We start from the raw sequence: 21,325 nt of genomic DNA on the forward strand, positions 1-21,325 counted from the left end.
GGAAAATTATATTTTTTTCTCAATTGGGGCTACACTAGCTAAAAGTTTTTTCAAACCTACTTCTGGGAAATTGATTTTTAATTCTTGAGTAGCTCCGCTACCTGAAACTTCTAGAACGGTTCCCTCTCCCCACTTCTTGTGGAGGGCAATGTCACCAATGGACCAATTCGCCTCGCTAGACGCTGATTTTACGCCAGCTGTAAATTGACCAAATGGAAGATCGCTTGACTGAATAGTTTTTGGGGCAGCACTGCGTTTACGGTCTTGAAGAGCTTGGGCAAGACTCATACCTTGACCGAAGGCAAGGCCACCACTGCTATAAGATGCCTTAAAGCTTGTATTGGCTGGACGGGCCAAACCTTGATACTCAAGCAAATCTGAACTGATTTCGTTAATAAAACGAGTCGGACGGTTGTAGTTTGTACGACCAAAAAGCAGGCGCGAATTAGCATTTGTCAGATAGAGAATTTTCTCTGCACGCGTAATTCCTACATAGGCCAGACGGCGTTCTTCTTCTAATTCATCTTGATCTTCAGCTGCACGGCTAAGCGGGAAGACATTTTCTTCCATCCCAATCAAAAAGACAACTGGAAACTCAAGACCTTTGGCAGCATGCAGGGTCATCAAGGTCACTTCTGATGTCTCCTGACTACCTGAATCTGTATCCGCAATCAAGGCTAAGTCATTTAAGAAACGACTCAGCTTGTCCAAACCAGTTTCCTCTTCTGGCACATCAGAGGTGTCGTCAAAATTTTTCGTCACAGAAAGGAACTCTTCGATATTTTCAACCCGAGCCTTACTTTCTAGAGTCGCTTGGGCATTAAGAATATCGACATAACCTGTTTTTTCTAGTACCGACTCAACCAACTCAGTAATACTTAAGTGGTCCAGTTGCTCTCGCAAATCCAGAATCATATTGGCAAAATCCCAGATAGACTGGGCTGCTTTACCCTTGATACCAGACAACATGATATTAGCAGAAGCATCTAGCATGGACATGTTTTGCATATTTGCAAAGTCACGGATTTTTTCAACGGTTCCTGGCCCAATTCCACGTTTAGGCTCGTTGATAATACGCTCAAAACTGATATTGTCACTCAAATTAGCAATGAGGTTAAGGTAAGCGATAATATCTCGGATTTCCTTACGGCTGTAGAACTTGGTTCCGCCAACCATGGTATAAGGGATATTTGACTTGAGCAAGGCTTCCTCAATAGTACGGGACTGCGCATTAGTACGATAAAGAACTGCAAAATCCTTGTGAAGGAAGTTTTGACTGCGACCAAGTTCATCAATAGTTTTAGCCACAAATACAGCCTCATCTAGCTCATCATTGGCACGATAGTAAACGATTTGCTCCCCATCAGCATTTTGTGTCCAGAGATTCTTAGGACGGCGGTTTTTATTATTTTTAATGACCTCGTTGGCCGCTTGGAGAATGGTTTTAGTTGAACGGTAATTCTCCTCCAACAAAACAACCTTGGCTTGGGGATAATCCTTTTCAAAGTCCAAAATATTCTGCATATCAGCACCACGCCAACCGTAGATAGACTGATCCGCATCCCCAACCACACAGATATTTTTAAAGCGTGAAGCCAAGAGTTTGACCAGTTGGTACTGAGCATGGTTGGTATCTTGATACTCATCAACGTGAATGTATTGGAATTTTTGCTGGTAGTAGGTCAAAACATCAGGATTTTGATCAAAGAGACGCAAGGTCAGCATAATCAAATCATCAAAGTCAACCGACTCTGACTGGCGAAGCTCTTTCTGATAGGCTGTATAACACTGGGCTACGATTTGCGTATACATATCGCCAGCTTGGGCAGCATAAGCCACATCATCAATCAAGTCATTCTTAGCATTGGAAATAGTCCCTAAAATACTCCGTTCATTCCATTTTTTAGGATCTAAATTAAACTGCTTGAGAATGCGTTTCATGAGAGTTCGTTGTTCACCAGGATCTACAATAGTAAAATTGCGGTTGTAGCCAATATGATCCGCATCGCGACGCAAAATACGCACACACATGGAGTGAAAAGTCGCAATCAAACAGTCCTGAGTAGCTGGATTGAGGCTATAAGCACGCTCTTTCATCTCACGCGCAGCCTTGTTGGTAAAGGTAATGGCCAAGATATTCCACGGATTGACTAGCTTTTCATCAATCAAATAAGCGATACGGTGGGTCAAAACACGGGTCTTTCCAGAACCAGCCCCCGCCATGATTAACAAGGGACCTTCTGTCGTTTGTACCGCCTCAGCCTGACGGTCATTCATTCCATTCAATAATGCGTTCATCTTTTCTTCCTTACTCTTGAAGTCACTATTTCTATTATATCAGAAATCAGGGAAAATATCTTTACCTAGACTGGTTACGTGTAGAAGACAACTCCTTATATCTAGATAAGAAAATGAGCTTGGATAGTATTTCCAAACTCATTTAAAGTCAATTTCAATATACTAGAACAAGCCTAGGACAGTTCCATCGCTTTCAACATCCATATTGAGAGCAGCTGGTCGTTTTGGAAGTCCTGGCATGGTCATGACATCACCAGTTAGGGCAACGATGAAGCCTGCACCTAATTTTGGTACCAATTCGCGAATGGTAATTTCAAAGTTTTCAGGTGCTCCAAGTGCATTTGGATTATCTGAGAAACTATATTGAGTTTTAGCCATACAGATTGGCAATTTGTCCCAACCGTTTTGAACGATTTGAGCGATTTGTGTTTGAGCTTTCTTCTCAAAGTTCACTTTACTACCACGGTAGATTTCAGTAACAATCTTTTCAATCTTTTCTTGAACAGAAAGTTCATTGTCATAAAGACGTGTATAGTTAGCTGGGGTTTCAGCGATAGTCTTGACAAGAGTTTCAGCAAGCGCTACACCACCTTCTGCGCCATCAGCCCAGACACTTGCCAACTCAACTGGTACATCGATTGAGGCACAAAGTTCTTTCAAGGCTGCAATTTCAGATTCTGTATCAGATACAAATTCGTTAATCGCAACAACTGCTGGAATACCGAACTTACGGATGTTCTCAACATGGCGTTTCAAGTTGGCAAAACCTGCACGAACCGCCTCCACATTTTCCTCTGTCAGAGCATCTTTAGCCACGCCACCATTCATCTTAAGGGCACGAAGGGTTGCGACAATAACTACTGCATCTGGAGAAGTTGGCAAGTTTGGTGTCTTGATATCAAGGAATTTCTCAGCGCCAAGGTCCGCACCAAAACCAGCTTCTGTTACTGTATAATCAGCCAAATGAAGGGCTGTTGTCGTTGCCAAGACAGAGTTACACCCATGAGCGATATTGGCAAATGGACCACCATGTACAAAGGCAGGTGTACCGTAAATTGTTTGAACCAAGTTTGGCTTAATCGCATCCTTCAAAATCAAAGCTAAGGCACCTTCAACCTGCAAATCACCTACAGAAACAGGTGTACGGTCGTAACGATATCCGATAACGATATTGGCCAAACGGCGTTTCAAGTCCTCGATGTCCGTTGCCAAACAAAGAATAGCCATGATTTCAGAAGCAACTGTAATATCAAAACCATCCTCACGTGGAATACCATTTAGAGGACCACCAAGTCCAACGGTCACATGACGAAGGGCGCGGTCGTTCAAGTCCACTACACGTTTCCAGAGGATACGACGTTGGTCAATTCCTAGCTCATTTCCTTGGTGCAAGTGGTTATCAATCAAGGCAGAAAGAGCGTTGTTAGCAGTTGTAATGGCATGCATGTCTCCAGTAAAGTGGAGGTTGATGTCTTCCATTGGCAGAACTTGGGCATAACCACCACCTGCAGCACCACCCTTAATCCCCATTACTGGACCAAGAGATGGTTCGCGGATAGCAATCATGGTTTTCTTGCCAATCTTGTTCAAGGCATCCGCAAGACCAATGGTAATAGTTGATTTTCCTTCACCTGCAGGTGTTGGATTGATGGCAGTAACCAAGATCAATTTTCCAACTGGATTGCTCTCAACTGCACGAATTTTATCAAAGCTGAGCTTAGCCTTGTACTTTCCATACAACTCCAAATCATCGTAAGAAATACCAAGTTTCTCTACAACATCAACGATTGGCTTCAACTCAATACTCTGTGCAATTTCAATATCTGTTTTCATTCAAAACTCCTCTAACCTCTTATATGATAATTCATTATAACACAAAACAAGATTTTTAACATCCTAAAACTCTCTAAACGTTCGTAAATATCCCTGTTTTTAAGGTTTTTAGAGTCCTTTCTTAAATTTTATATGGCTTTATAGTTTGAAACTATAGTAAATCTTCATTTTTACCAAAAATTTATCGCTTTCATTTTACTTACCGTTTATTTTTGTGTACAATAGTGCTATGAAAATTTTAGTTACATCGGGCGGTACCAGTGAAGCTATCGACAGCGTCCGCTCTATCACTAACCATTCTACTGGTCGCTTGGGGAAAATCATCACAGAAACCTTGCTTGCTGCAGGGCATGAAGTTTGTTTAATTACGACAAAACGAGCTGTGAAGCCAGAAGCCCATCCTAACCTAAGCATTCTAGAAATTAACAATACCGAGGACCTTCTACTAGAAATGCAAGAACGTATCAAGGATTATCAGGTCTTGATCCACTCAATGGCTGTTTCTGACTACACTCCTGTTTATATGACAGGGCTTGAGGAAGTTCAAGCTAGCTCCAATCTAGAAGAATTTTTAAGCAAGCAGAATCATCAGACTAAGATTTCTTCAACTGACGAGGTTCAGGTTTTGTTCCTAAAAAAGACACCCAAAATCATCTCTCTGGTCAAGGAATGGAATCCTGCTATTCATCTGATTGGTTTCAAACTGCTGGTTGATGTTAACGAAGATTATCTAGTTGAAGTTGCTAGAAAAAGTCTTATCAAAAACCAAGCAGACTTGATTATTGCAAATGACCTGTCTCAAATTTCAGCAGATCAACATCGTGCAATCTTTGTTGAAAAAAATCAGCTTCAAACAGTCCAGACTAAAGAAGAAATTGCAGAACTCCTCCTTGAAAAAATTCAAGGCTATCATTCGTAGAAAGGAAAGCTATGGCAAACATTCTCTTGGCTGTAACGGGGTCAATCGCCTCTTACAAGTCGGCAGATTTAGTCAGTTCTCTAAAAAAACAAGGTCATCATGTCACTGTCTTAATGACTCAGGCTGCTACAGAGTTTATCCAACCATTGACACTACAGGTCTTATCACAAAATCCTGTCCACCTAGATGTCATGAAGGAACCCTATCCTGATCAAGTCAATCATATCGAACTTGGAAAAAAAGCAGATTTATTTATCGTGGCCCCTGCAACAGCTAACACTATTGCAAAACTAGCCCACGGCTTTGCGGACAACATGGTAACTTGTATGGCTCTAGCCTTGCCAAGTCATATTCCCAAACTCATCGCACCTGCTATGAATACAAAGATGTATGAACATCCAGCAACTCAGGCTAATCTGAAAACATTAGAAACCTACGGCTATCAGCTGATTGCTCCTAAGGAATCCCTACTAGCTTGTGGAGACCATGGACGAGGAGCTTTAGCCGACCTCACAATTATTTTAGAAAGAATAAAGGAAACTCTCGATGAAAAAACGATCTAATATTGCGCCCATTGCTATCTTCTTTGCAACCATGCTTGTGATTCATTTTCTAAGCTCGCTTGTCTTTAACCTTTTTCCATTCCCAATCAAACCGACCATCGTTCATATTCCTGTCATTATTGCCAGCATTATTTACGGTCCACGAGTTGGGGTTACACTTGGATTTTTGATGGGACTACTTAGCTTAACTGTTAACACGATTACAATTCTACCGACAAGCTACCTCTTCTCTCCATTTGTACCAAACGGAAACATCTACTCAGCTATCATTGCCATCGTCCCACGTATTTTGATTGGTTTGACTCCTTACTTAGTCTATAAGCTGATGAAAAATAAGACTGGTCTGATTCTAGCTGGTGCCCTTGGTTCCTTGACAAATACTGTCTTTGTCCTTGGTGGAATTTTCTACCTTTTTGGAAATGTTTTTGATGGTAATATCCAAAAACTCCTAGCAACTGTTATCTCAACAAATTCGATTGCTGAATTAGTCATTTCCGCAGTTCTAACCTTAGCCATTGTTCCAAGACTACAGACTTTGAAAAAATAAAAACAATCTCCACTTTCAAACCTGAAGGTGGAGATTTTGTTTGATATAGTTACTATTATTAGTGAAATCTTTACCAATATCTAACTAAAAATGACCTATAAACCTAAGTAAATCCTTGCTTTATTGTCTTCTTTATTGTACTATACTAGTGTATATACAGATAAAAAGGAGATTCTTATGAATACACGGAAAAAGACACAATTTATGACAATGACAGCCCTATTAACAGCTATTGCAATTTTGATTCCGATTGTTATGCCTTTCAAGATTGTCATTCCACCTGCTTCTTACACTTTAGGAAGTCACATTGCTATTTTTATAGCCATGTTCTTGTCGCCCTTAATGGCAATTTTTGTCATACTAGCCTCTAGTTTTGGATTTTTGATGGCTGGATATCCCATGGTTATCGTATTTCGAGCTTTTTCCCATATCTTTTTTGGAACTCTAGGAGCTCTTTACCTACAAAAATTTCCCGATACCCTAGATAAACCAAAATCTTCTTGGATTTTCAACTTTGTTTTGGCTGTCATTCATGCCCTTGCTGAAGTATTAGCCTGTGTCCTTTTTTACGCAACTTCTGGTACCAATGTAGAAAATATGTTTTATGTTCTATTTGTACTAGTTGGATTTGGCACAATTATCCATAGTATGGTAGACTATACATTAGCACTAGCTGTCTATAAAGTGCTTCGAAAACGCCGTTAAGAGGAAAAACTATGACAAAAGATCGCAAACAAGCCCTGCTCCAAGTCTTGAAAGAAGCTCCTAAAGCCCTCAATGGTCAAAGTTTGGCTGAACATTTTCATGTCACGCGTCAGGTCATTGTACAGGATATTGCAATTTTGAGAGCCGATGGCGCTCCTATCCTATCCACCAATCGTGGCTACGTCTATAAGCAAATTGATACTAACCCTTATGTTCATAAACTTTTTAAAGTGAAACATGAAGTTGAAGAAATCGGTCAAGAACTCCTCGCTATCGTAGATAATGGTGGACGTGTTCAAAACACCTTGATTGACCATCCCGTTTATGGAGAAATTGAAACCTTGCTTAAACTTTCTTGCCGCCGAGACGTTCAACATTTTCTAGAACAAGTCGAGCATTCTGATTTTAAACCTTTATCTGAATTGACAGATGGTATCCATTACCACCTAGTTGAAGCCGAAACACAACAAGACCTCCACTATATCGAGGAGGCCTTGGATAAGCTCGGTTATTTAGTAAAAGACTAGAAAATTTTCTTTTCCAAATCGTCTTCTGTACGGCGAGGGTAGAAAAATTCAGATTTGTCCGGAGCTTCCATCATTTCCATCAAAGGTAACATATCATAGGCCAGATCCAAGTTTGGAATCTGGTCTTTTTGCACCCAAGAAATTTCTCTTTCATCTGAAGAGCGAAGGGTACCAGAGAACTCAGTCGCCTTATAACAAACGACAATATAGCGCCTACCTGTATCTAGTGGCCAATTTTTAATGCCGACAAGTTGAGGATTTTGGATAGTCAATCCTGTTTCTTCATAGATTTCACGAATGACAGACTCTGCGAAAGACTCGCCATGCCTGTGCCCCTCTTTGATCTAATATAATGCTCCTTGTTTAAAATCTGTACTATATGCCATAGCTTTATCATAGCATGCTTTTTTTAAACCAAACAACTATAAAGTATTATCGTAACTGCCCAATAACGAGGCATATTGAAAAAAATCTCCAGATTAGAGAACTCGCTGATAGTTCCTAATCTAGAGATTAAATGAGATTTTCTACTTATGCTTCCTCTTCATCATCTTTCTTCTTTTTAGCAAATAGTAAACCAAATGCTCCAAGAAGAGATAGAACTCCTAATGAACCGGTAGCACGATCTTCTTTGGTACCCGTATTTGGTAATGCGGCATGACTTTTAGAATCATTTTGTTTCGGTACATTATTCTCTGATGAAACTGGTTGAGAATTTGAAGTGACTACTTCAGGCTCACGTGTTGTATCATCAGATGGCACTACTGATGCTGGTTGAGGTTTGTTTTCTCCACCTTGTTCTTCTTTAAGTGTCTCAGTTGGTTCTACAATTTCACCATTCACCTCTCCTGTAAATTCCGGAAAATCAAGTGTAGCAGGTAAATTCGCCTCTATAGAGTTAATTCTTTCTATTCCTTCAATTTTTGCTGTTTCTACAGCTGCATTTGTTGTTGCTGTTTTTATTCTTACAATAGCAGCCATCGCTGCTTTTTCAGCTTTGTCTTTAAGGATGTCTTTATCGTTATCTGTAAATTCTTTACTTGATTCTATAGATTTAATCTTAGTATCTAAAGCTTTTTTCACTTCTGCAATGGCGTTTGATTTTTCTATTTCTGTAGGGAATGGCGCCCCATCTAACTTCTCTTTAGCTGTGCTAATTGCTGATAATGCATTGTTGACTTCCGTTTGTGTCGCATTATCTTTAGCTAATACGACTTTACCTGCTGTTACTGCTTGATCGTACGCGTCTTTCTTACTTGCTTCGGCATTGTAGTAAGCTGCACTTGCCTTAGTTTCTGTATCACCTGTGCTTGTCGCTGTTTGGAGTGCGTCTTTGTTTGTCGCGTTTCCTCCTAATGCATTCTTAGCTGTGGTAATTGCTGATAATGCGTTGTTGACTTCCGTTTGTGTCGCATTATCTTTGGCTAGTACGACTTTACCTGCTGTTACTGCATTGTCATACGCTGTTTTCTTACTTGCTTCGGCATTGTAGTAAGCTGCACTTGCCTTAGTTTCTGTATCACCTGTGCTTGTCGCTGTTTGGAGTGCGTCTTTGTTTGTCGCGTTTCCTCCTAATGCATTCTTAGCTGTGGTAATTGCTGATAATGCATTGTTGACTTCCGTTTGTGTCGCATTATCTTTAGCTAGTACGACTTTACCTGCTGTTACTGCATTGTCATACGCTGTTTTCTTACTTGCTTCGGCATTGTAGTAAGCTGCACTTGCCTTAGTTTCTGTATCACCTGTGCTTGTCGCTGTTTGGAGCGCGTCTTTGTTTGTCGCGTTTCCTCCTAATGCATTCTTAGCGTTAGTAATCGCACTTACGGCATCATTTACTTCCGTTTGTGTCGCATTGTCTTTGGCTAGTACGACTTTACCTGCTGTTACTGCATTGTCATACGCTGTTTTCTTACTTGCTTCGGCATTGTAGTAAGCTGCACTTGCCTTAGTTTCTGTATCACCTGTGCTTGTCGCTGTTTGGAGTGCGTCTTTGTTTGTCGCGTTTCCTCCTAATGCATTCTTAGCTGTGGTAATTGCTGATAATGCGTTGTTGACTTCCGTTTGTGTCGCATTATCTTTAGCTAATACGACTTTACCTGCTGTTACTGCTTGATCGTACGCGTCTTTCTTACTTGCTTCGGCATTGTAGTAAGCTGGAGTTGCCTTAGTTTCTGTGTCACCTGTGCTTGTCGCTGTTTGGAGCGCGTCTTTGTTTGTCGCGTTTCCTCCTAATGCATTCTTAGCTGTGCTAATTGCTGATAATGCGTTGTTGACTTCCGTTTGTGTCGCATTATCTTTAGCTAATACGACTTTACCTGCTGTTACTGCATTGTCATACGCTGTTTTCTTACTTGCTTCGGCATTGTAGTAAGCTGCACTTGCCTTAGTTTCTGTATCACCTGTGCTTGTCGCGGTTTGGAGTGCGTCTTTGTTTGTCGCGTTACCTCCTAATGCATTCTTAGCTGTGGTAATTGCTGATAATGCATTGTTGACTTCCGTTTGTGTCGCATTGTCTTTGGCTAGTACGACTTTACCTGCTGTTACTGCATTGTCATACGCTGTTTTCTTACTTGCTTCGGCATTGTAGTAAGCTGCACTTGCCTTAGTTTCTGTATCACCTGTGCTTGTAGCGGTTTGGAGCGCGTCTTTGTTTGTCGCGTTTCCTCCTAATGCATTCTTAGCTGTGGTAATTGCTGATAATGCGTTGTTGACTTCCGTTTGTGTCGCATTATCTTTAGCTAATACGACTTTACCTGCTGTTACTGCTTGATCGTACGCGTCTTTCTTACTTGCTTCGGCATTGTAGTAAGCTGCACTTGCCTTAGTTTCTGTATCACCTGTGCTTGTCGCGGTTTGGAGCGCGTCTTTGTTTGTCGCGTTTCCTCCTAATGCATTCTTAGCGTTAGTAATCGCACTTACGGCATCATTTACTTCTGTTTGTGTCGCATTGTCTTTGGCTAATACGACTTTACCTGCTGCTACCGCATTGTCATACGCTGTTTTCTTACTTGCTTCGGCATTGTAGTAAGCTGGAGTTCCTTTGGTTGTTGTATCTCCTGTGCTTGTCGCGGTTTGGAGCGCACCTTTATTAGTTGGTCTTCCACCCAATGCATTCTTAGCGTTAGTAATCGCACTTACGGCATCATTTACTTCTGTTTGTGTCGCATTGTCTTTGGCTAGTACGACTTTACCTGCTGTTACCGCATTGTCATACGCTGTTTTCTTACTTGCTTCGGCATTGTAGTAAGCTGGAGTTGCCTTAGTTTCTGTATCACCTGTGCTTGTCGCTGTTTGGAGCGCACCTTTATTAGTTGGTCTTCCTCCCAATGCATTCTTAGCTGTGGTAATTGCTGATAATGCATTGTCGACTTCCGTTTGTGTCGCATTGTCTTTGGCTAGTACGACTTTACCTGCTGCTACTGCATTGTCATACGCTGTTTTCTTGCTTGCTTCGGCATTGTAATAAGCTGGAGTTCCTTTGGTTGTTGTATCTCCTGTGCTTGTCGCGGTTTGGAGCGCACCTTTATTAGTTGGTCTTCCACCCAATGCATTCTTAGCGTTCGTTATCGCACTTACGGCATTATCTACTTCCGTTTGTGTCGCATTATCTTTGGCTAGTACGACTTTACCTGCTGCTACTGCATTGTCATACGCTGTTTTCTTACTTGCTTCGGCATTGTAGTAAGCTGGAGTTCCTTTGGTTGTTGTATCTCCTGTTGTTGTCGCAGTTTGGAGCGCACCTTTATTAGTTGGTCTTCCCCCCAATGCATTCTTAGCGTTCGTTATCGCACTTACGGCATCATTTACTTCCGTTTGTGTCGCATTGTCTTTGGCTAGTACGACTTTACCTGCTGCTACCGCATTGTCATACGCTGTTTTCTTACTTGCTTCGGCATTGTAATAAGCTGGAGTTCCTTTGGTTGTTGTTTCATCCGAAAGCGCTGCTGTTAACGCTGACTTATTAGCAAGTCTCTCTGTAGCTCTTCTTTCATCACTAAACCATGATCCACGTTCACCTGGGTCAGTATCATTCTCTCTTCCATTTAACTCTATTACAGTTATCGCTTTAAAAGCTGTAGTCCCCAGCTCACTAACTCTATAATTACTTGCATTGATAATTGCAGTTCCTTTTCCCCCAGTAGAAGCAACAACATCAGCCGAAGCTAAAACAGAATATCCTGAAGGATAAGCATTACCACTATTATCCCATCCATTTGTACTTCCTCCTCTGACTAGGTAAACTTTAAATTTTGACCCAGTTGGTGCTGGAGAAAATGTAGGAACTTCTACTTCAATGGTTGGTTTTTCTTTAGCTTTCCCCTCTAAAGCAGTATTTTGTGTTAGAATAGTAGGTTTTCTTAAAGCAGTATAATATCCAAAATTAAAACTTTTCGTTCCTTTAGCAGTAGTGGCTGTCACCGTCATATTCCAAGAACCATTAGATGGTGTATTCCCCTCAAAATATAACTCTGCTTCTTTACCGTTGATTTTCTTTTTTACTTGTAATGGGAATCCCTGATTACCTGTAACTTCAATATTTGTAAAATTATCACTGGCAGAAATAGCTTTAATTTTCATAACGTTTCCAACTATCCCTTGGTTGGCAGGTGTTACAAATACATTCGAACTATCAAACGTTCGTCTAGTTCCATTCCATCGTCCAATTTGAACATCAGCTAATTCTGGTTTAGGTGCAGCTCGTAGTCCACTACCTTCAGGCAAAGTAATCCCATTCAAGATATGATTATGTCCTGCGATATTCCTATCATTTGGCTCAGTATTTTGGGCTTTCTTCCCTACTGTTTCTTTACCATTTGTTGTATCTAGTTTAGGAGTATTTTCCTCTAGTGGTTTATGAGTCGTTTTCACACGTCTTAAACTACTGTTTTTGTAATTAACTAACTCTTTATATACAGAATTAACTTCCTCTTGATTTTTAGCAGTTGTTAATACTTCTTTAGCCTTTGCAACTTTTTCTTTTAATCCCTTTACTGAATCCTCAGTGTATTTTTCTGGATTCAATTTGTCAATTTCTTTTAAAAGCGTTTCCAATTTGGTTTTATTATTGAACACTTCCTCGACTTTGACATCTTTTACAGATTTTTTGATTTCTTCAGTCTGATTAACAAGTGTCACAGCATTCTCTGATACTTCAAACTCTTTTTTATCTTGAGCTTTAGAACCAGATCCATCTTCCTTGTTAGAAGCTTTATCTTTAGTCTTAGACTTAAGTAGACGCACTTGCTCTGTAAGAAATTGAACTCGACTTACTTGACTTGCAATCGCTTCCTCAGAAGTATTTTCTCCATTAAGTAAACGGTTATTTTCATCGGTTAATTGAGTAAGTTGATTAGATAAACTTACTAAACTTTCCTCGTCTACTTTTGCAATCGCAGCTTGAAGTTCACTAATAGCCTGAACAAGAGGAGACTGATCCACTAGCTTCTGAGCAACTGGTATTTTATCACCCACTACTTCCTCTTTTGATTTCTCTATAGGATTCTCTTTAGGTGGAACTCCTTCTGTCAGTTCCGTAACACCAACATTTACCTTTTCAGTATTCGCCGTAGCAGGTGATACTGGTAAAGTGTCTGCCTTAACCGCACCATTTGCAAAAAACATTAATGCTGCTACGGCAACACTTGCAGCACCAAAATGGTACTTACGAATAGAATAACGGAATACCTTTTCTCCGTTCACTTCACGATATGATTTTCTCATCTAATCGCCTCTCTCCTATTTTTATTTTAGAGGTACTAAAAAATCCCCCCCCTTAAATATTTTAGGAATTTAAGGAAAGGATATGCTTTTTAATTTTGGGTACCACACTTGTTTTAAAAACATAGTACACTTTCTATTTTACATCTTTCTTAGAAAAATTAACAGTATAACCCATATATTTTTTCTAATTTAGCATTTAATTTTAGCAAGTATATATACTTTTTTCCTAATCTTCTACTACTATTAGACAGGAGACACAACAAGACCTCCACTATATCGAGGAGGCCTTGGATAAACTTGGTTATTTAGTAAAAGACTAGAAGATTTTCTTTTCCCAATCGTCTTCTGTACGGCGAGGGTAGAAAAATTCAGACTTGTCAGGAGCTTCCATCATCTCCATCAAGGGTAACATATCATAGGCCAGATCCAAGTTTGGAATCTGGTCTTTTTGTATCCAAGAAACTTCTCCTTCATCTGAAGACCGAAGGGTACCAGAGAACTCAGTCGCCTTGTAACAAATGACAATATAGCGCCCACCTGTATCTAGTGGCCAATTTTTAATGCCGACAAGTTGAGGATTTTGAATAGTCAACCCTGTTTCTTCATAGATTTCACGAATGACAGACTCCGCAAAAGCCTCACCATTTTCTACATGACCTCCAGGAAAGGCATAACCTGACCAGCGATTGGTTTCAGGAGCGCGATACTGCATCACCACGCTCTGGGTTTCTAAATCTTCAATCAGACAAATGTTTGTTAAAATCGTTAATTGTGCTCGGGACATAAATTTACTCACTTTCTAATTTATTAAATTTTCAGACTTACTACCAGAGATATTATCTTTTACTTTTTAAAATTATTTAGAATAAAATACCATTCGTTTTTCCTTTATGGGCTTTCCAAGTTCAAGCATCTTTTCTTGTCCATCAAAAGTAAAACCCATTTTTTGATAGAAAGCAATGGCGCGCTTATTATCTTTCAATACCCATAAAAAAATTTCAGAAAAATGATTAAGAGCAGTCAAAGCTGCTTTCATTAACTTTTGTGAGATACCTTTTCCGTAATAGTCTTTTAAAACATATAAAGCAATAATTTCACCAGCTTGAATAGTCTCATCACGAAAGTTGCCATAACTGATAAAACCAACTACCTTCACGCCATCTATCGCAATCAATGTATTTTCTGGATACTTTTGACTGAAGAATCGACATCTTTCTAATGTCATCGTCTCCTGAAATTCTGCAGGCAAAAGATCGTCATAAGCCTCTCTCCACGTCTGCCAATGAACGAGGGACTTACCTTCTATCTCTTCAGGAGTTTCCATCTGTTTGATCATAATCGTCATTTGTTTTCTTCTCCTTAATTCAACACCCTGACTTCCTTTGCTACTTTTTGTAGAAATTTTTGTCTTGTTGAACTTGTATTCACTTCACGTCCTAACTCTCCTAAGATTAAAACCCTCTTTGTTTTTATGCCACAGTGATTCAATACAGCATTCTTTAATACTGATATTCCATAACTGTCTGGAATATTAATCGGACCTGAAAATACTTTGTACCACAAAGTTGGTGCCATAGATGTTGCATAGATACTAGCTGTTTTTCCTTTTAGTAACTTTTTGAACTGTCTACCTATCAAGTAGTTCAAAATAAAGCTTCCTTGATTGTTGGCAGAGTATGCAACGCCTGGCGTAAAAACACGATCAATCCACCCCTTCAATAGACTAGGCATACTACTCCACCAAATAGGATAAACAAAAATGAAATGATCTGCCCACTGAATTAATTCCTGAGAGCGTAGAATAAACGGATCGTCCTCCATCCTTTGTCGATAACCATAACGTAAAACAGGATCAAACTCTTTCTCATTAAGATTAATCACTTCAAGTTCATGTCTCTTTGAGTCTATATTTTCTACAATCGTTTGAAAAATTGCTTGACAGTAGCTTTCTTTATCAGGATGTCCATTGATAACTAAAATATTCATAAAATTCCCCTAATCCAAGGCTTTGACTTCCAGCATCATATCACGAATCTGAGCTGCCAGTTCAAAGTCAAGCACTTCGACAGCTTCTTGCATTTGTTTTTCCAGTTTCTTGACTAGTTCTTTGCGCTCTTGTTTGTTGAGGCTATTGATATCGACTTCCTTATCCTCTTCCTTGGCAACTGCCTTGGTCACAGCAATCAGGTCACGGATTTCTTTCTTGATTGTCTGAGGCACAATACCGTGTTCTTCATTATAAGCCATCTGGATTTTGCGACGGCGTGCCGTTTCATCAATGGCACGTTGCATAGACTGGGTTACAGTGTCAGCATACATAATTACATGACCTTCACTGTTACGGGCGGCACGTCCAATGGTCTGGATGAGTCCACGCTCGTTACGGAGGAAGCCTTCCTTATCAGCATCGAGAATAGCAACCAAGCTGACCTCAGGAACGTCAATTCCTTCACGGAGCAGGTTGATTCCGACCAAGACATCAAAAACACCCAAACGCAGGTCACGGATGATCTCCGTCCGTTCCAAAGTCTTGATATCTGAGTGCATGTACTTGACCTTGATGCCCATTTCCTTGAAGTAGTCGGTTAAGTCCTCTGCCATTTTCTTAGTCAAGGTTGTGATAAAGGTTCGTTCGTTCTTCTCAACACGGACATTGATTTCACCTAAGAGGTCATCAATCTGTCCCATTGTCGGACGGACTTCTACCTCTGGATCCAATAGTCCTGTTGGACGAATGATTTGCTCAATCACTGTCTCGGTCTGTTCATTTTCATAGTCACCAGGTGTCGCTGAAACGTAAACAATCTGATGGACATGGCTTTCAAACTCCTCACGACGGAGAGGTCGATTGTCCAAAGCTGATGGCAAACGGAAACCATAATTAACCAGCATTTCTTTACGCGAACGGTCTCCATTGTACATGCCCTTGATCTGCCCCATGGTCATGTGGCTCTCGTCAATCATAATTAAGAAATCATCTGGGAAGAAATCCAAGAGAGTATAAGGAGGCTCACCCTCACTCCGTCCATCCATGTGACGTGAATAGTTCTCAACCCCGTTGGTATAGCCCATCTCACGCAGCATTTCGATATCATACTCTGTCCGCTGTTTTAAACGCTGGGCCTCTAGCAGCTTACCTTCCTTCTCAAAGACTGCTAACTGCGCCTCCAACTCTGCCTGAATTTTAGCAATGGCAACTTCCATGTGGTCGTCATTGGTCACAAAGTGAGTAGCTGGGAAAATCGCCAAATGATCGACTTCGCCAAGGACTTGACCTGTCAAAGCCTCCACTTCACGAATACGGTCAATCTCATCCCCGAAAAACTCTACCCGAAAAGCATGTTCATCTCTGGAAGCTGGGAAAATCTCCACTACATCCCCACGCACACGAAATCTTCCCCGTTGGAAATCAATATCATTACGTTCAAACTGGATATCAACCAAGTCATTCAAGAGTCTATCACGAGAAATTTCAAGACCTGGACGCAGACTTACAACACTGTCAGCGTATTCCTTTGGCGAACCCAGACCATAGATACAAGAGACAGAAGCCACGACGATAACATCATTACGCTCCAAAAGAGCTGAAGTCGCTGAGTGGCGGAGCTTGTCAATCTCATCGTTAACAGAGCTGTCCTTCTCAATGTAGGTATCACTAGAAGGGACATAGGCCTCTGGTTGGTAATAGTCATAGTAAGATACAAAGTACTCAACAGCATTTTCAGGGAAAAATTCCTTAAACTCCCCATAGAGCTGGCCTGCTAGAGTTTTATTGTGGGCAATAACTAGAGTGGGTTTATTGACTTTGGAAATGACCTGACTCATAGTATAGGTCTTCCCTGTTCCAGTCGCCCCCATGAGAATCTGAGCTTTTTCGCCCCCCTCAATATTATCTACCAACTGTTCAATAGCTTGGGGTTGGTCTCCTGATGGTTGATATTTTGATACTAGTTTAAATTGATTATCTGTAATGCGGTTAATCATAAGAATCCTCTCTCGATGTGCTATTCCTATTTTAGCATACTTGTATCATTTTCACGAAGAAAAGGACAGAACGAAGTCACATCCTTTCATTTTCTTTCTTTAATTGATGAGCGAGATAGAAAATCAAAAGTAACAAGACTAAACTTGTCATGATAGAACCTTCAATCCCAAAAGAACCACCTGATAGCCAGCCTTGATTGCCTTGTGGTAAAAAGGTCATCAGAGACGTTCCTGATGGTTGACCACTAACTAAAATCCCAAAGAGATTTCCCTGAGCAAAATTCCAGGCGCCATGAATACCTGCTACACCCCAAACTGTATCTGTTTTGAGAAGGTAAAGTGACATGGCAACTCCGAATAAAAAGAGATTCACTAGAGATAGAGGGGTGATACCAGAATTGCCCATATGGAGCAGGGTAAAGAATAGGCTAGATATAAGAACAGCTAGTTTTAGATTGGTTCTTGAGGCCAATTGAGGAAGGAGCCAAGCACGGGCCACCACTTCTTCTGTTGTCCCCTGTAAAATCCAAAATGGGATAGTAAAGACAACAAAAGTAAGTGAATAAGGATTCAATCGAATGGACTCCAAACGATATTGCCCTAAGGCTACTAAAACTAACAAGGTAAGAAGAAAAAGTGCCAGGCCTAGGCCAAATCCTTTAAGAAGATTGCTGAGGAAATTCTCTCTATAAAATCCTAAAGTTCGAATAGGTCTTTTCTCAACTTTTCTAGTCCATCTAAACACAGTGTTAAGAACAAAACCAAAGGCCAGCAATTCTAAAATTAAACGAAAGTCACTTGTTTTATCCATCAAGCTCTGATGCAAGGTCTGCAAATAGGTTGCAAGATTTTGACCAGTCTCTCCAAAATTTCTAGCAAGTCCGATGAGAGCTAACAAACTAATACCATACAGAGTATAAGCCACAAACTCTCCTATGAAGACAAAAGCAAAGGCTAACAAGGGGCTTGTGTAAATGTTTAAACTCATTTTTGAAGCTTGGAAGTCTTTAAATATTCTTTTGTTCTTCATATCCCTGTCCTCTTTTCTTCTATTATATACTATTATTATAGCACTTTATAGTAGCAATTCAAGAAAGAAAAGAAATAACCTATGTTACATTTTCTGACACAAAAATATAAAAAATTTGCCTTTTTTTACTTTTTCTGATATAATGGGAAAATATTCGGAAAAGGAGACTAAAAATGAAGAAAAAATTTCTAGCATTTTTGCTAATTTTATTCCCAATTTTCTCATTAGGTATTGTGAAGGCAGAAACGATTAAGATTGTTTCTGATACCGCCTATGCACCTTTTGAGTTTAAAGATTCAGATCAAACTTATAAAGGAATTGATGTTGACATTATCAACAAAGTCGCTGAGATTAAAGGCTGGAACATTCAGATGTCCTATCCTGGATTTGACGCAGCGGTCAATGCGGTTCAAGCTGGTCAAGCTGACGCTATCATGGCAGGGATGACAAAGACGAAAGAACGTGAAAAAGTTTTTACCATGTCTGATACTTACTATGATACAAAAGTTGTCATTGCAACTACAAAGGCACACAAGATTAGTCAGTATGACCAATTAAAAGGTAAAACTGTTGGTGTTAAAAACGGAACTGCCGCTCAACGTTTCCTTGAAAGTATTAAGGACAAATACGGCTTTACCATTAAAACATTTGACACTGGTGATTTGATGAACAACAGCTTAAGTGCTGGTGCCATTGATGCTATGATGGATGATAAACCTGTTATCGAGTATGCCATCAACCAAGGTCAAGACCTCCATATCGAAATGGATGGGGAAGCTGTAGGTAGCTTTGCTTTCGGTGTTAAAAAAGGAAGCAAATACGAGCACCTGGTTACTGAATTTAACCAAGCCTTGGCTGAAATGAAAAAAGATGGTAGTCTTGATAAAATCATCAAGAAATGGACTGCTTCATCATCTTCAGCAGTGCCAACTACAACTACTCTAGCAGGCTTAAAAGCTATTCCTGTTAAAGCTAAATACATCATTGCCAGCGATTCTTCTTTTGCACCTTTTGTTTTCCAAAACTCAAGCAACCAATTTACTGGTATTGATATGGAATTGATTAAGGCCATCGCTAAAGACCAAGGTTTTGAAATTGAAATTACCAACCCTGGTTTTGATGCTGCTATCAGTGCTGTCCAAGCTGGTCAAGCAGATGGTATCATTGCTGGTATGTCTGTCACAGATGCTCGTAAGGCAACTTTTGACTTCTCAGAATCATACTACACTGCTAATACAATCCTTGGTGTCAAAGAATCAAGTACCATTGCTTCTTATGAAGATTTGAAAGGGAAAACAGTCGGTGTTAAAAACGGAACTGCTTCTCAAACCTTCCTAACAGAAAATCAAAGCAAATACGGTTACAAAATCAAAACCTTCGCTGATGGTTCATCAATGTATGACAGTTTAAACACTGGTGCAATTGATGCCGTTATGGATGATGAACCTGTTCTCAAATATTCTATCAGCCAAGGTCAAAAATTGAAAACTCCAATCGCTGGAACTCCAATCGGTGAAACAGCCTTTGCTGTTAAAAAAGGAGCAAATCCAGAATTGATTGAAATGTTCAATAACGGACTTGCTAACCTTAAAGCAAACGGTGAATTCCAAAAGATTCTTGATAAATACCTAGCTAGCGAATCTTCAACTACTTCAACAAGCACTGTTGACGAAACAACTATCTGGGGCTTGCTCCAAAACAACTACAAACAACTCCTTAGCGGTCTTGGTATCACTCTTGCTCTAGCTCTTATCTCGTTTGCTATTGCCATTGTCATCGGGATTATCTTCGGTATGTTTAGCGTTAGCCCATACAAATCTCTTCGTGTGATCTCTGAGATTTTCGTTGACGTTATCCGTGGTATTCCATTAATGATTCTTGCAGCCTTCATCTTCTGGGGAATTCCAAACTTCATCGAGTCTATCACAGGCCAACAAAGCCCAATTAACGACTTTGTAGCTGGTACTATTGCCCTCTCACTCAATGCAGCTGCTTATATCGCTGAAATCGTTCGTGGTGGTATTCAGGCCGTTCCAGTTGGACAAATGGAAGCCAGCCGAAGCTTGGGTATCTCTTATGGAAAAACCATGCGTAAGATTATCTTGCCACAAGCAACTAAATTGATGTTGCCAAACTTTGTTAACCAATTCGTTATCGCTCTTAAAGATACAACAATCGTATCTGCTATCGGTTTGGTTGAACTCTTCCAAACTGGTAAGATTATCATTGCCCGTAACTACCAAAGTTTCAAGATGTATGCAATCCTTGCTATCTTCTATCTTGTAATTATCACACTTTTGACTAAACTAGCGAAACGCTTAGAAAAGAGGATTCGTTAATGGCAAAATTAAAAATTGATGTAAATGATTTACACAAGCACTATGGAAAAAATGAAGTCCTAAAAGGAATTACGACTAAGTTCTATGAAGGAGATGTTGTTTGTATCATCGGTCCTTCAGGTTCTGGTAAATCAACCTTCCTTCGTAGCCTTAATCTTCTAGAAGAAGTTACGAGCGGTCACATCACTGTGAACGGTTATGACCTAACTGAAAAAACAACCAACGTTGACCACGTCCGTGAAAATATCGGAATGGTGTTCCAACATTTCAATCTCTTCCCACACATGTCTGTTTTGGACAACATTACTTTTGCTCCTATTGAGCACAAGTTGATGACTAAGGAAGAAGCTGAGAAATTGGGGATGGAGTTACTTGACAAGGTTGGGTTAGTAGATAAAGCTAATGCCAACCCAGATAGCCTATCAGGTGGTCAAAAACAACGTGTGGCCATCGCTCGTGGACTAGCAATGAATCCAGACATCATGCTCTTCGATGAACCAACTTCTGCCCTTGACCCTGAAATGGTCGGAGACGTACTAAACGTTATGAAAGACTTGGCTAAACAAGGCATGACCATGATTATCGTAACCCATGAGATGGGGTTTGCTCGTCAGGTTGCCAACCGCGTTATCTTTACAGCAGATGGCGAGTTCCTTGAAGACGGAACACCTGATCAAATCTTTGACAACCCACAACACCCACGTCTGAAAGATTTCTTGGACAAGGTCTTAAACGTCTAAACTCAAACTGTAAGGATTTCCTTGCAGTTTTTTTCTATCTCGTATTGGATTTTTTGATTTTTCGGAAAATTATGTTAGAATTAAGTTTATGAAATGAGGTTTCCTCATACCTAGCAAGA

Annotated in this window: 15 protein-coding genes and 2 pseudogenes; 8 read left to right on the plus strand and 9 right to left on the minus strand. The window is 40.2% G+C overall.

Annotated features, from left to right (window positions below; genetic code table 11):
* Positions 1 to 6: 6 nt before the first annotated feature.
* Both pcrA and SK629_RS04275 read right to left on the minus strand, forming a co-directional pair.
* Positions 7 to 2,298: a DNA helicase PcrA gene (gene pcrA, locus SK629_RS04270; RefSeq protein WP_042900741.1), complete on the minus strand. Its 2,292-nt coding sequence runs from the start codon at positions 2,296 to 2,298 to the stop codon at positions 7 to 9.
* A 162-nt stretch (positions 2,299 to 2,460) separates the two neighbouring features.
* Positions 2,461 to 4,131, minus strand: a complete 1,671-nt coding sequence (locus SK629_RS04275) for a formate--tetrahydrofolate ligase (RefSeq protein ID WP_042900742.1) — start codon at positions 4,129 to 4,131, stop codon at positions 2,461 to 2,463.
* A 229-nt stretch (positions 4,132 to 4,360) separates the two neighbouring features.
* Here SK629_RS04275 and coaB point away from each other — a divergent pair, with 229 nt between their 5' ends.
* The 5 genes from coaB (at position 4,361) to SK629_RS04300 (ending at position 7,392) form a co-directional block, all read left to right on the plus strand.
* Entirely contained in the window at positions 4,361 to 5,050 is a 690-nt protein-coding gene (gene coaB, locus SK629_RS04280; protein WP_042900743.1) for a phosphopantothenate--cysteine ligase, read from the plus strand.
* A gap of 11 nt (positions 5,051 to 5,061) precedes the next feature.
* Complete coding sequence (coaC, locus tag SK629_RS04285; protein ID WP_042900744.1) at positions 5,062 to 5,613, plus strand: phosphopantothenoylcysteine decarboxylase; 552 nt, start codon at positions 5,062 to 5,064, stop codon at positions 5,611 to 5,613.
* Positions 5,597 to 6,160, plus strand: a complete 564-nt coding sequence (locus SK629_RS04290; RefSeq protein WP_033688884.1) for an ECF transporter S component — start codon at positions 5,597 to 5,599, stop codon at positions 6,158 to 6,160. The genes coaC and SK629_RS04290 overlap by 17 nt, the downstream gene beginning before the upstream one ends.
* 177 nt (positions 6,161 to 6,337) lie before the next feature.
* Positions 6,338 to 6,865 carry an ECF transporter S component gene (locus SK629_RS04295; RefSeq protein ID WP_001097390.1) on the plus strand — a complete coding sequence of 176 codons (528 nt, stop codon included), beginning with the start codon at positions 6,338 to 6,340 and terminating at the stop codon, positions 6,863 to 6,865.
* Positions 6,866 to 6,876: 11 nt separating this feature from the next.
* Positions 6,877 to 7,392, plus strand: coding sequence for a transcription repressor NadR (locus tag SK629_RS04300; RefSeq protein WP_042900746.1), 516 nt, complete (start codon positions 6,877 to 6,879; stop codon positions 7,390 to 7,392).
* Here SK629_RS04300 and SK629_RS04305 read toward each other — a convergent pair.
* Together SK629_RS04305 and SK629_RS12085 are read right to left on the minus strand one after the other, a co-directional pair.
* Positions 7,389 to 7,727, minus strand: a pseudogene (locus tag SK629_RS04305) (8-oxo-dGTP diphosphatase); the annotation flags it as partial. The gene SK629_RS04300 and the pseudogene SK629_RS04305 overlap by 4 nt on opposite strands.
* 196 nt (positions 7,728 to 7,923) lie before the next feature.
* Positions 7,924 to 13,113, minus strand: coding sequence for a YSIRK signal domain/LPXTG anchor domain surface protein (locus SK629_RS12085; protein WP_042900747.1), 5,190 nt, complete (start codon positions 13,111 to 13,113; stop codon positions 7,924 to 7,926).
* A 242-nt stretch (positions 13,114 to 13,355) separates the two neighbouring features.
* On the opposite strand from SK629_RS12085, the pseudogene SK629_RS12090 reads away from it, so the two are divergent.
* Positions 13,356 to 13,433: pseudogene (locus SK629_RS12090) on the plus strand (DNA-binding transcriptional regulator); the annotation flags it as partial.
* Here the strand turns inward: SK629_RS12090 and SK629_RS04315 are convergent.
* The 5 genes from SK629_RS04315 to SK629_RS04335 form a co-directional block, all read right to left on the minus strand.
* Complete coding sequence (locus tag SK629_RS04315) at positions 13,430 to 13,897, minus strand: 8-oxo-dGTP diphosphatase (RefSeq protein WP_042900748.1); 468 nt, start codon at positions 13,895 to 13,897, stop codon at positions 13,430 to 13,432. The pseudogene SK629_RS12090 and the gene SK629_RS04315 overlap by 4 nt on opposite strands.
* Positions 13,898 to 13,969: 72 nt before the next feature.
* Positions 13,970 to 14,458 carry a GNAT family N-acetyltransferase gene (locus tag SK629_RS04320; protein WP_042900749.1) on the minus strand — a complete coding sequence of 163 codons (489 nt, stop codon included), beginning with the start codon at positions 14,456 to 14,458 and terminating at the stop codon, positions 13,970 to 13,972.
* A gap of 14 nt (positions 14,459 to 14,472) precedes the next feature.
* Positions 14,473 to 15,099 carry an NAD(P)H-dependent oxidoreductase gene (locus SK629_RS04325; RefSeq protein WP_042900750.1) on the minus strand — a complete coding sequence of 209 codons (627 nt, stop codon included), beginning with the start codon at positions 15,097 to 15,099 and terminating at the stop codon, positions 14,473 to 14,475.
* A gap of 9 nt (positions 15,100 to 15,108) precedes the next feature.
* Positions 15,109 to 17,097 (minus strand): excinuclease ABC subunit UvrB, encoded by a 1,989-nt coding sequence (uvrB, locus tag SK629_RS04330; RefSeq protein WP_042900751.1) that lies wholly within the window; start codon positions 17,095 to 17,097, stop codon positions 15,109 to 15,111.
* 76 nt (positions 17,098 to 17,173) lie between these two features.
* On the minus strand, positions 17,174 to 18,127 hold the full coding sequence (locus SK629_RS04335) for a CPBP family intramembrane glutamic endopeptidase (protein ID WP_042900752.1): 954 nt from the start codon (positions 18,125 to 18,127) through the stop codon (positions 17,174 to 17,176).
* A gap of 173 nt (positions 18,128 to 18,300) precedes the next feature.
* Between SK629_RS04335 and SK629_RS04340 the strand changes: the two genes are divergently transcribed.
* On the plus strand, positions 18,301 to 20,466 hold the full coding sequence (locus SK629_RS04340; protein WP_042900753.1) for an ABC transporter substrate-binding protein/permease: 2,166 nt from the start codon (positions 18,301 to 18,303) through the stop codon (positions 20,464 to 20,466).
* Positions 20,466 to 21,206, plus strand: a complete 741-nt coding sequence (locus tag SK629_RS04345) for an amino acid ABC transporter ATP-binding protein (protein ID WP_042900754.1) — start codon at positions 20,466 to 20,468, stop codon at positions 21,204 to 21,206. The genes SK629_RS04340 and SK629_RS04345 overlap by 1 nt, the downstream gene beginning before the upstream one ends.
* The last annotated feature ends 119 nt before the right edge of the window (positions 21,207 to 21,325 follow it).

The organism is Streptococcus mitis (genome assembly GCF_000722695.1).
GTDB classification, from domain to species: Bacteria; Bacillota; Bacilli; order Lactobacillales; family Streptococcaceae; genus Streptococcus; species Streptococcus mitis_O.

What these genes read in the sequence shown, in the direction of transcription:
- SK629_RS04295 (WP_001097390.1), top strand. Translation starts at nt 6,338, where the DNA reads ATGAATACACGGAAAAAGACACAATTTATGACAATGACAGCCCTATTA.
- coaB (WP_042900743.1), top strand. Translation starts at nt 4,361, where the DNA reads ATGAAAATTTTAGTTACATCGGGCGGTACCAGTGAAGCTATCGACAGC.
- uvrB (WP_042900751.1), bottom strand. Translation starts at nt 17,097, where the DNA reads ATGATTAACCGCATTACAGATAATCAATTTAAACTAGTATCAAAATAT.
- SK629_RS04340 (WP_042900753.1), top strand. Translation starts at nt 18,301, where the DNA reads ATGAAGAAAAAATTTCTAGCATTTTTGCTAATTTTATTCCCAATTTTC.
- SK629_RS04315 (WP_042900748.1), bottom strand. Translation starts at nt 13,897, where the DNA reads ATGTCCCGAGCACAATTAACGATTTTAACAAACATTTGTCTGATTGAA.
- SK629_RS04325 (WP_042900750.1), bottom strand. Translation starts at nt 15,099, where the DNA reads ATGAATATTTTAGTTATCAATGGACATCCTGATAAAGAAAGCTACTGT.
- SK629_RS04290 (WP_033688884.1), top strand. Translation starts at nt 5,597, where the DNA reads ATGAAAAAACGATCTAATATTGCGCCCATTGCTATCTTCTTTGCAACC.
- SK629_RS04320 (WP_042900749.1), bottom strand. Translation starts at nt 14,458, where the DNA reads ATGACGATTATGATCAAACAGATGGAAACTCCTGAAGAGATAGAAGGT.
- SK629_RS04275 (WP_042900742.1), bottom strand. Translation starts at nt 4,131, where the DNA reads ATGAAAACAGATATTGAAATTGCACAGAGTATTGAGTTGAAGCCAATC.
- SK629_RS12085 (WP_042900747.1), bottom strand. Translation starts at nt 13,113, where the DNA reads ATGAGAAAATCATATCGTGAAGTGAACGGAGAAAAGGTATTCCGTTAT.
- pcrA (WP_042900741.1), bottom strand. Translation starts at nt 2,298, where the DNA reads ATGAACGCATTATTGAATGGAATGAATGACCGTCAGGCTGAGGCGGTA.
- coaC (WP_042900744.1), top strand. Translation starts at nt 5,062, where the DNA reads ATGGCAAACATTCTCTTGGCTGTAACGGGGTCAATCGCCTCTTACAAG.
- SK629_RS04335 (WP_042900752.1), bottom strand. Translation starts at nt 18,127, where the DNA reads ATGAAGAACAAAAGAATATTTAAAGACTTCCAAGCTTCAAAAATGAGT.
- SK629_RS04300 (WP_042900746.1), top strand. Translation starts at nt 6,877, where the DNA reads ATGACAAAAGATCGCAAACAAGCCCTGCTCCAAGTCTTGAAAGAAGCT.
- SK629_RS04345 (WP_042900754.1), top strand. Translation starts at nt 20,466, where the DNA reads ATGGCAAAATTAAAAATTGATGTAAATGATTTACACAAGCACTATGGA.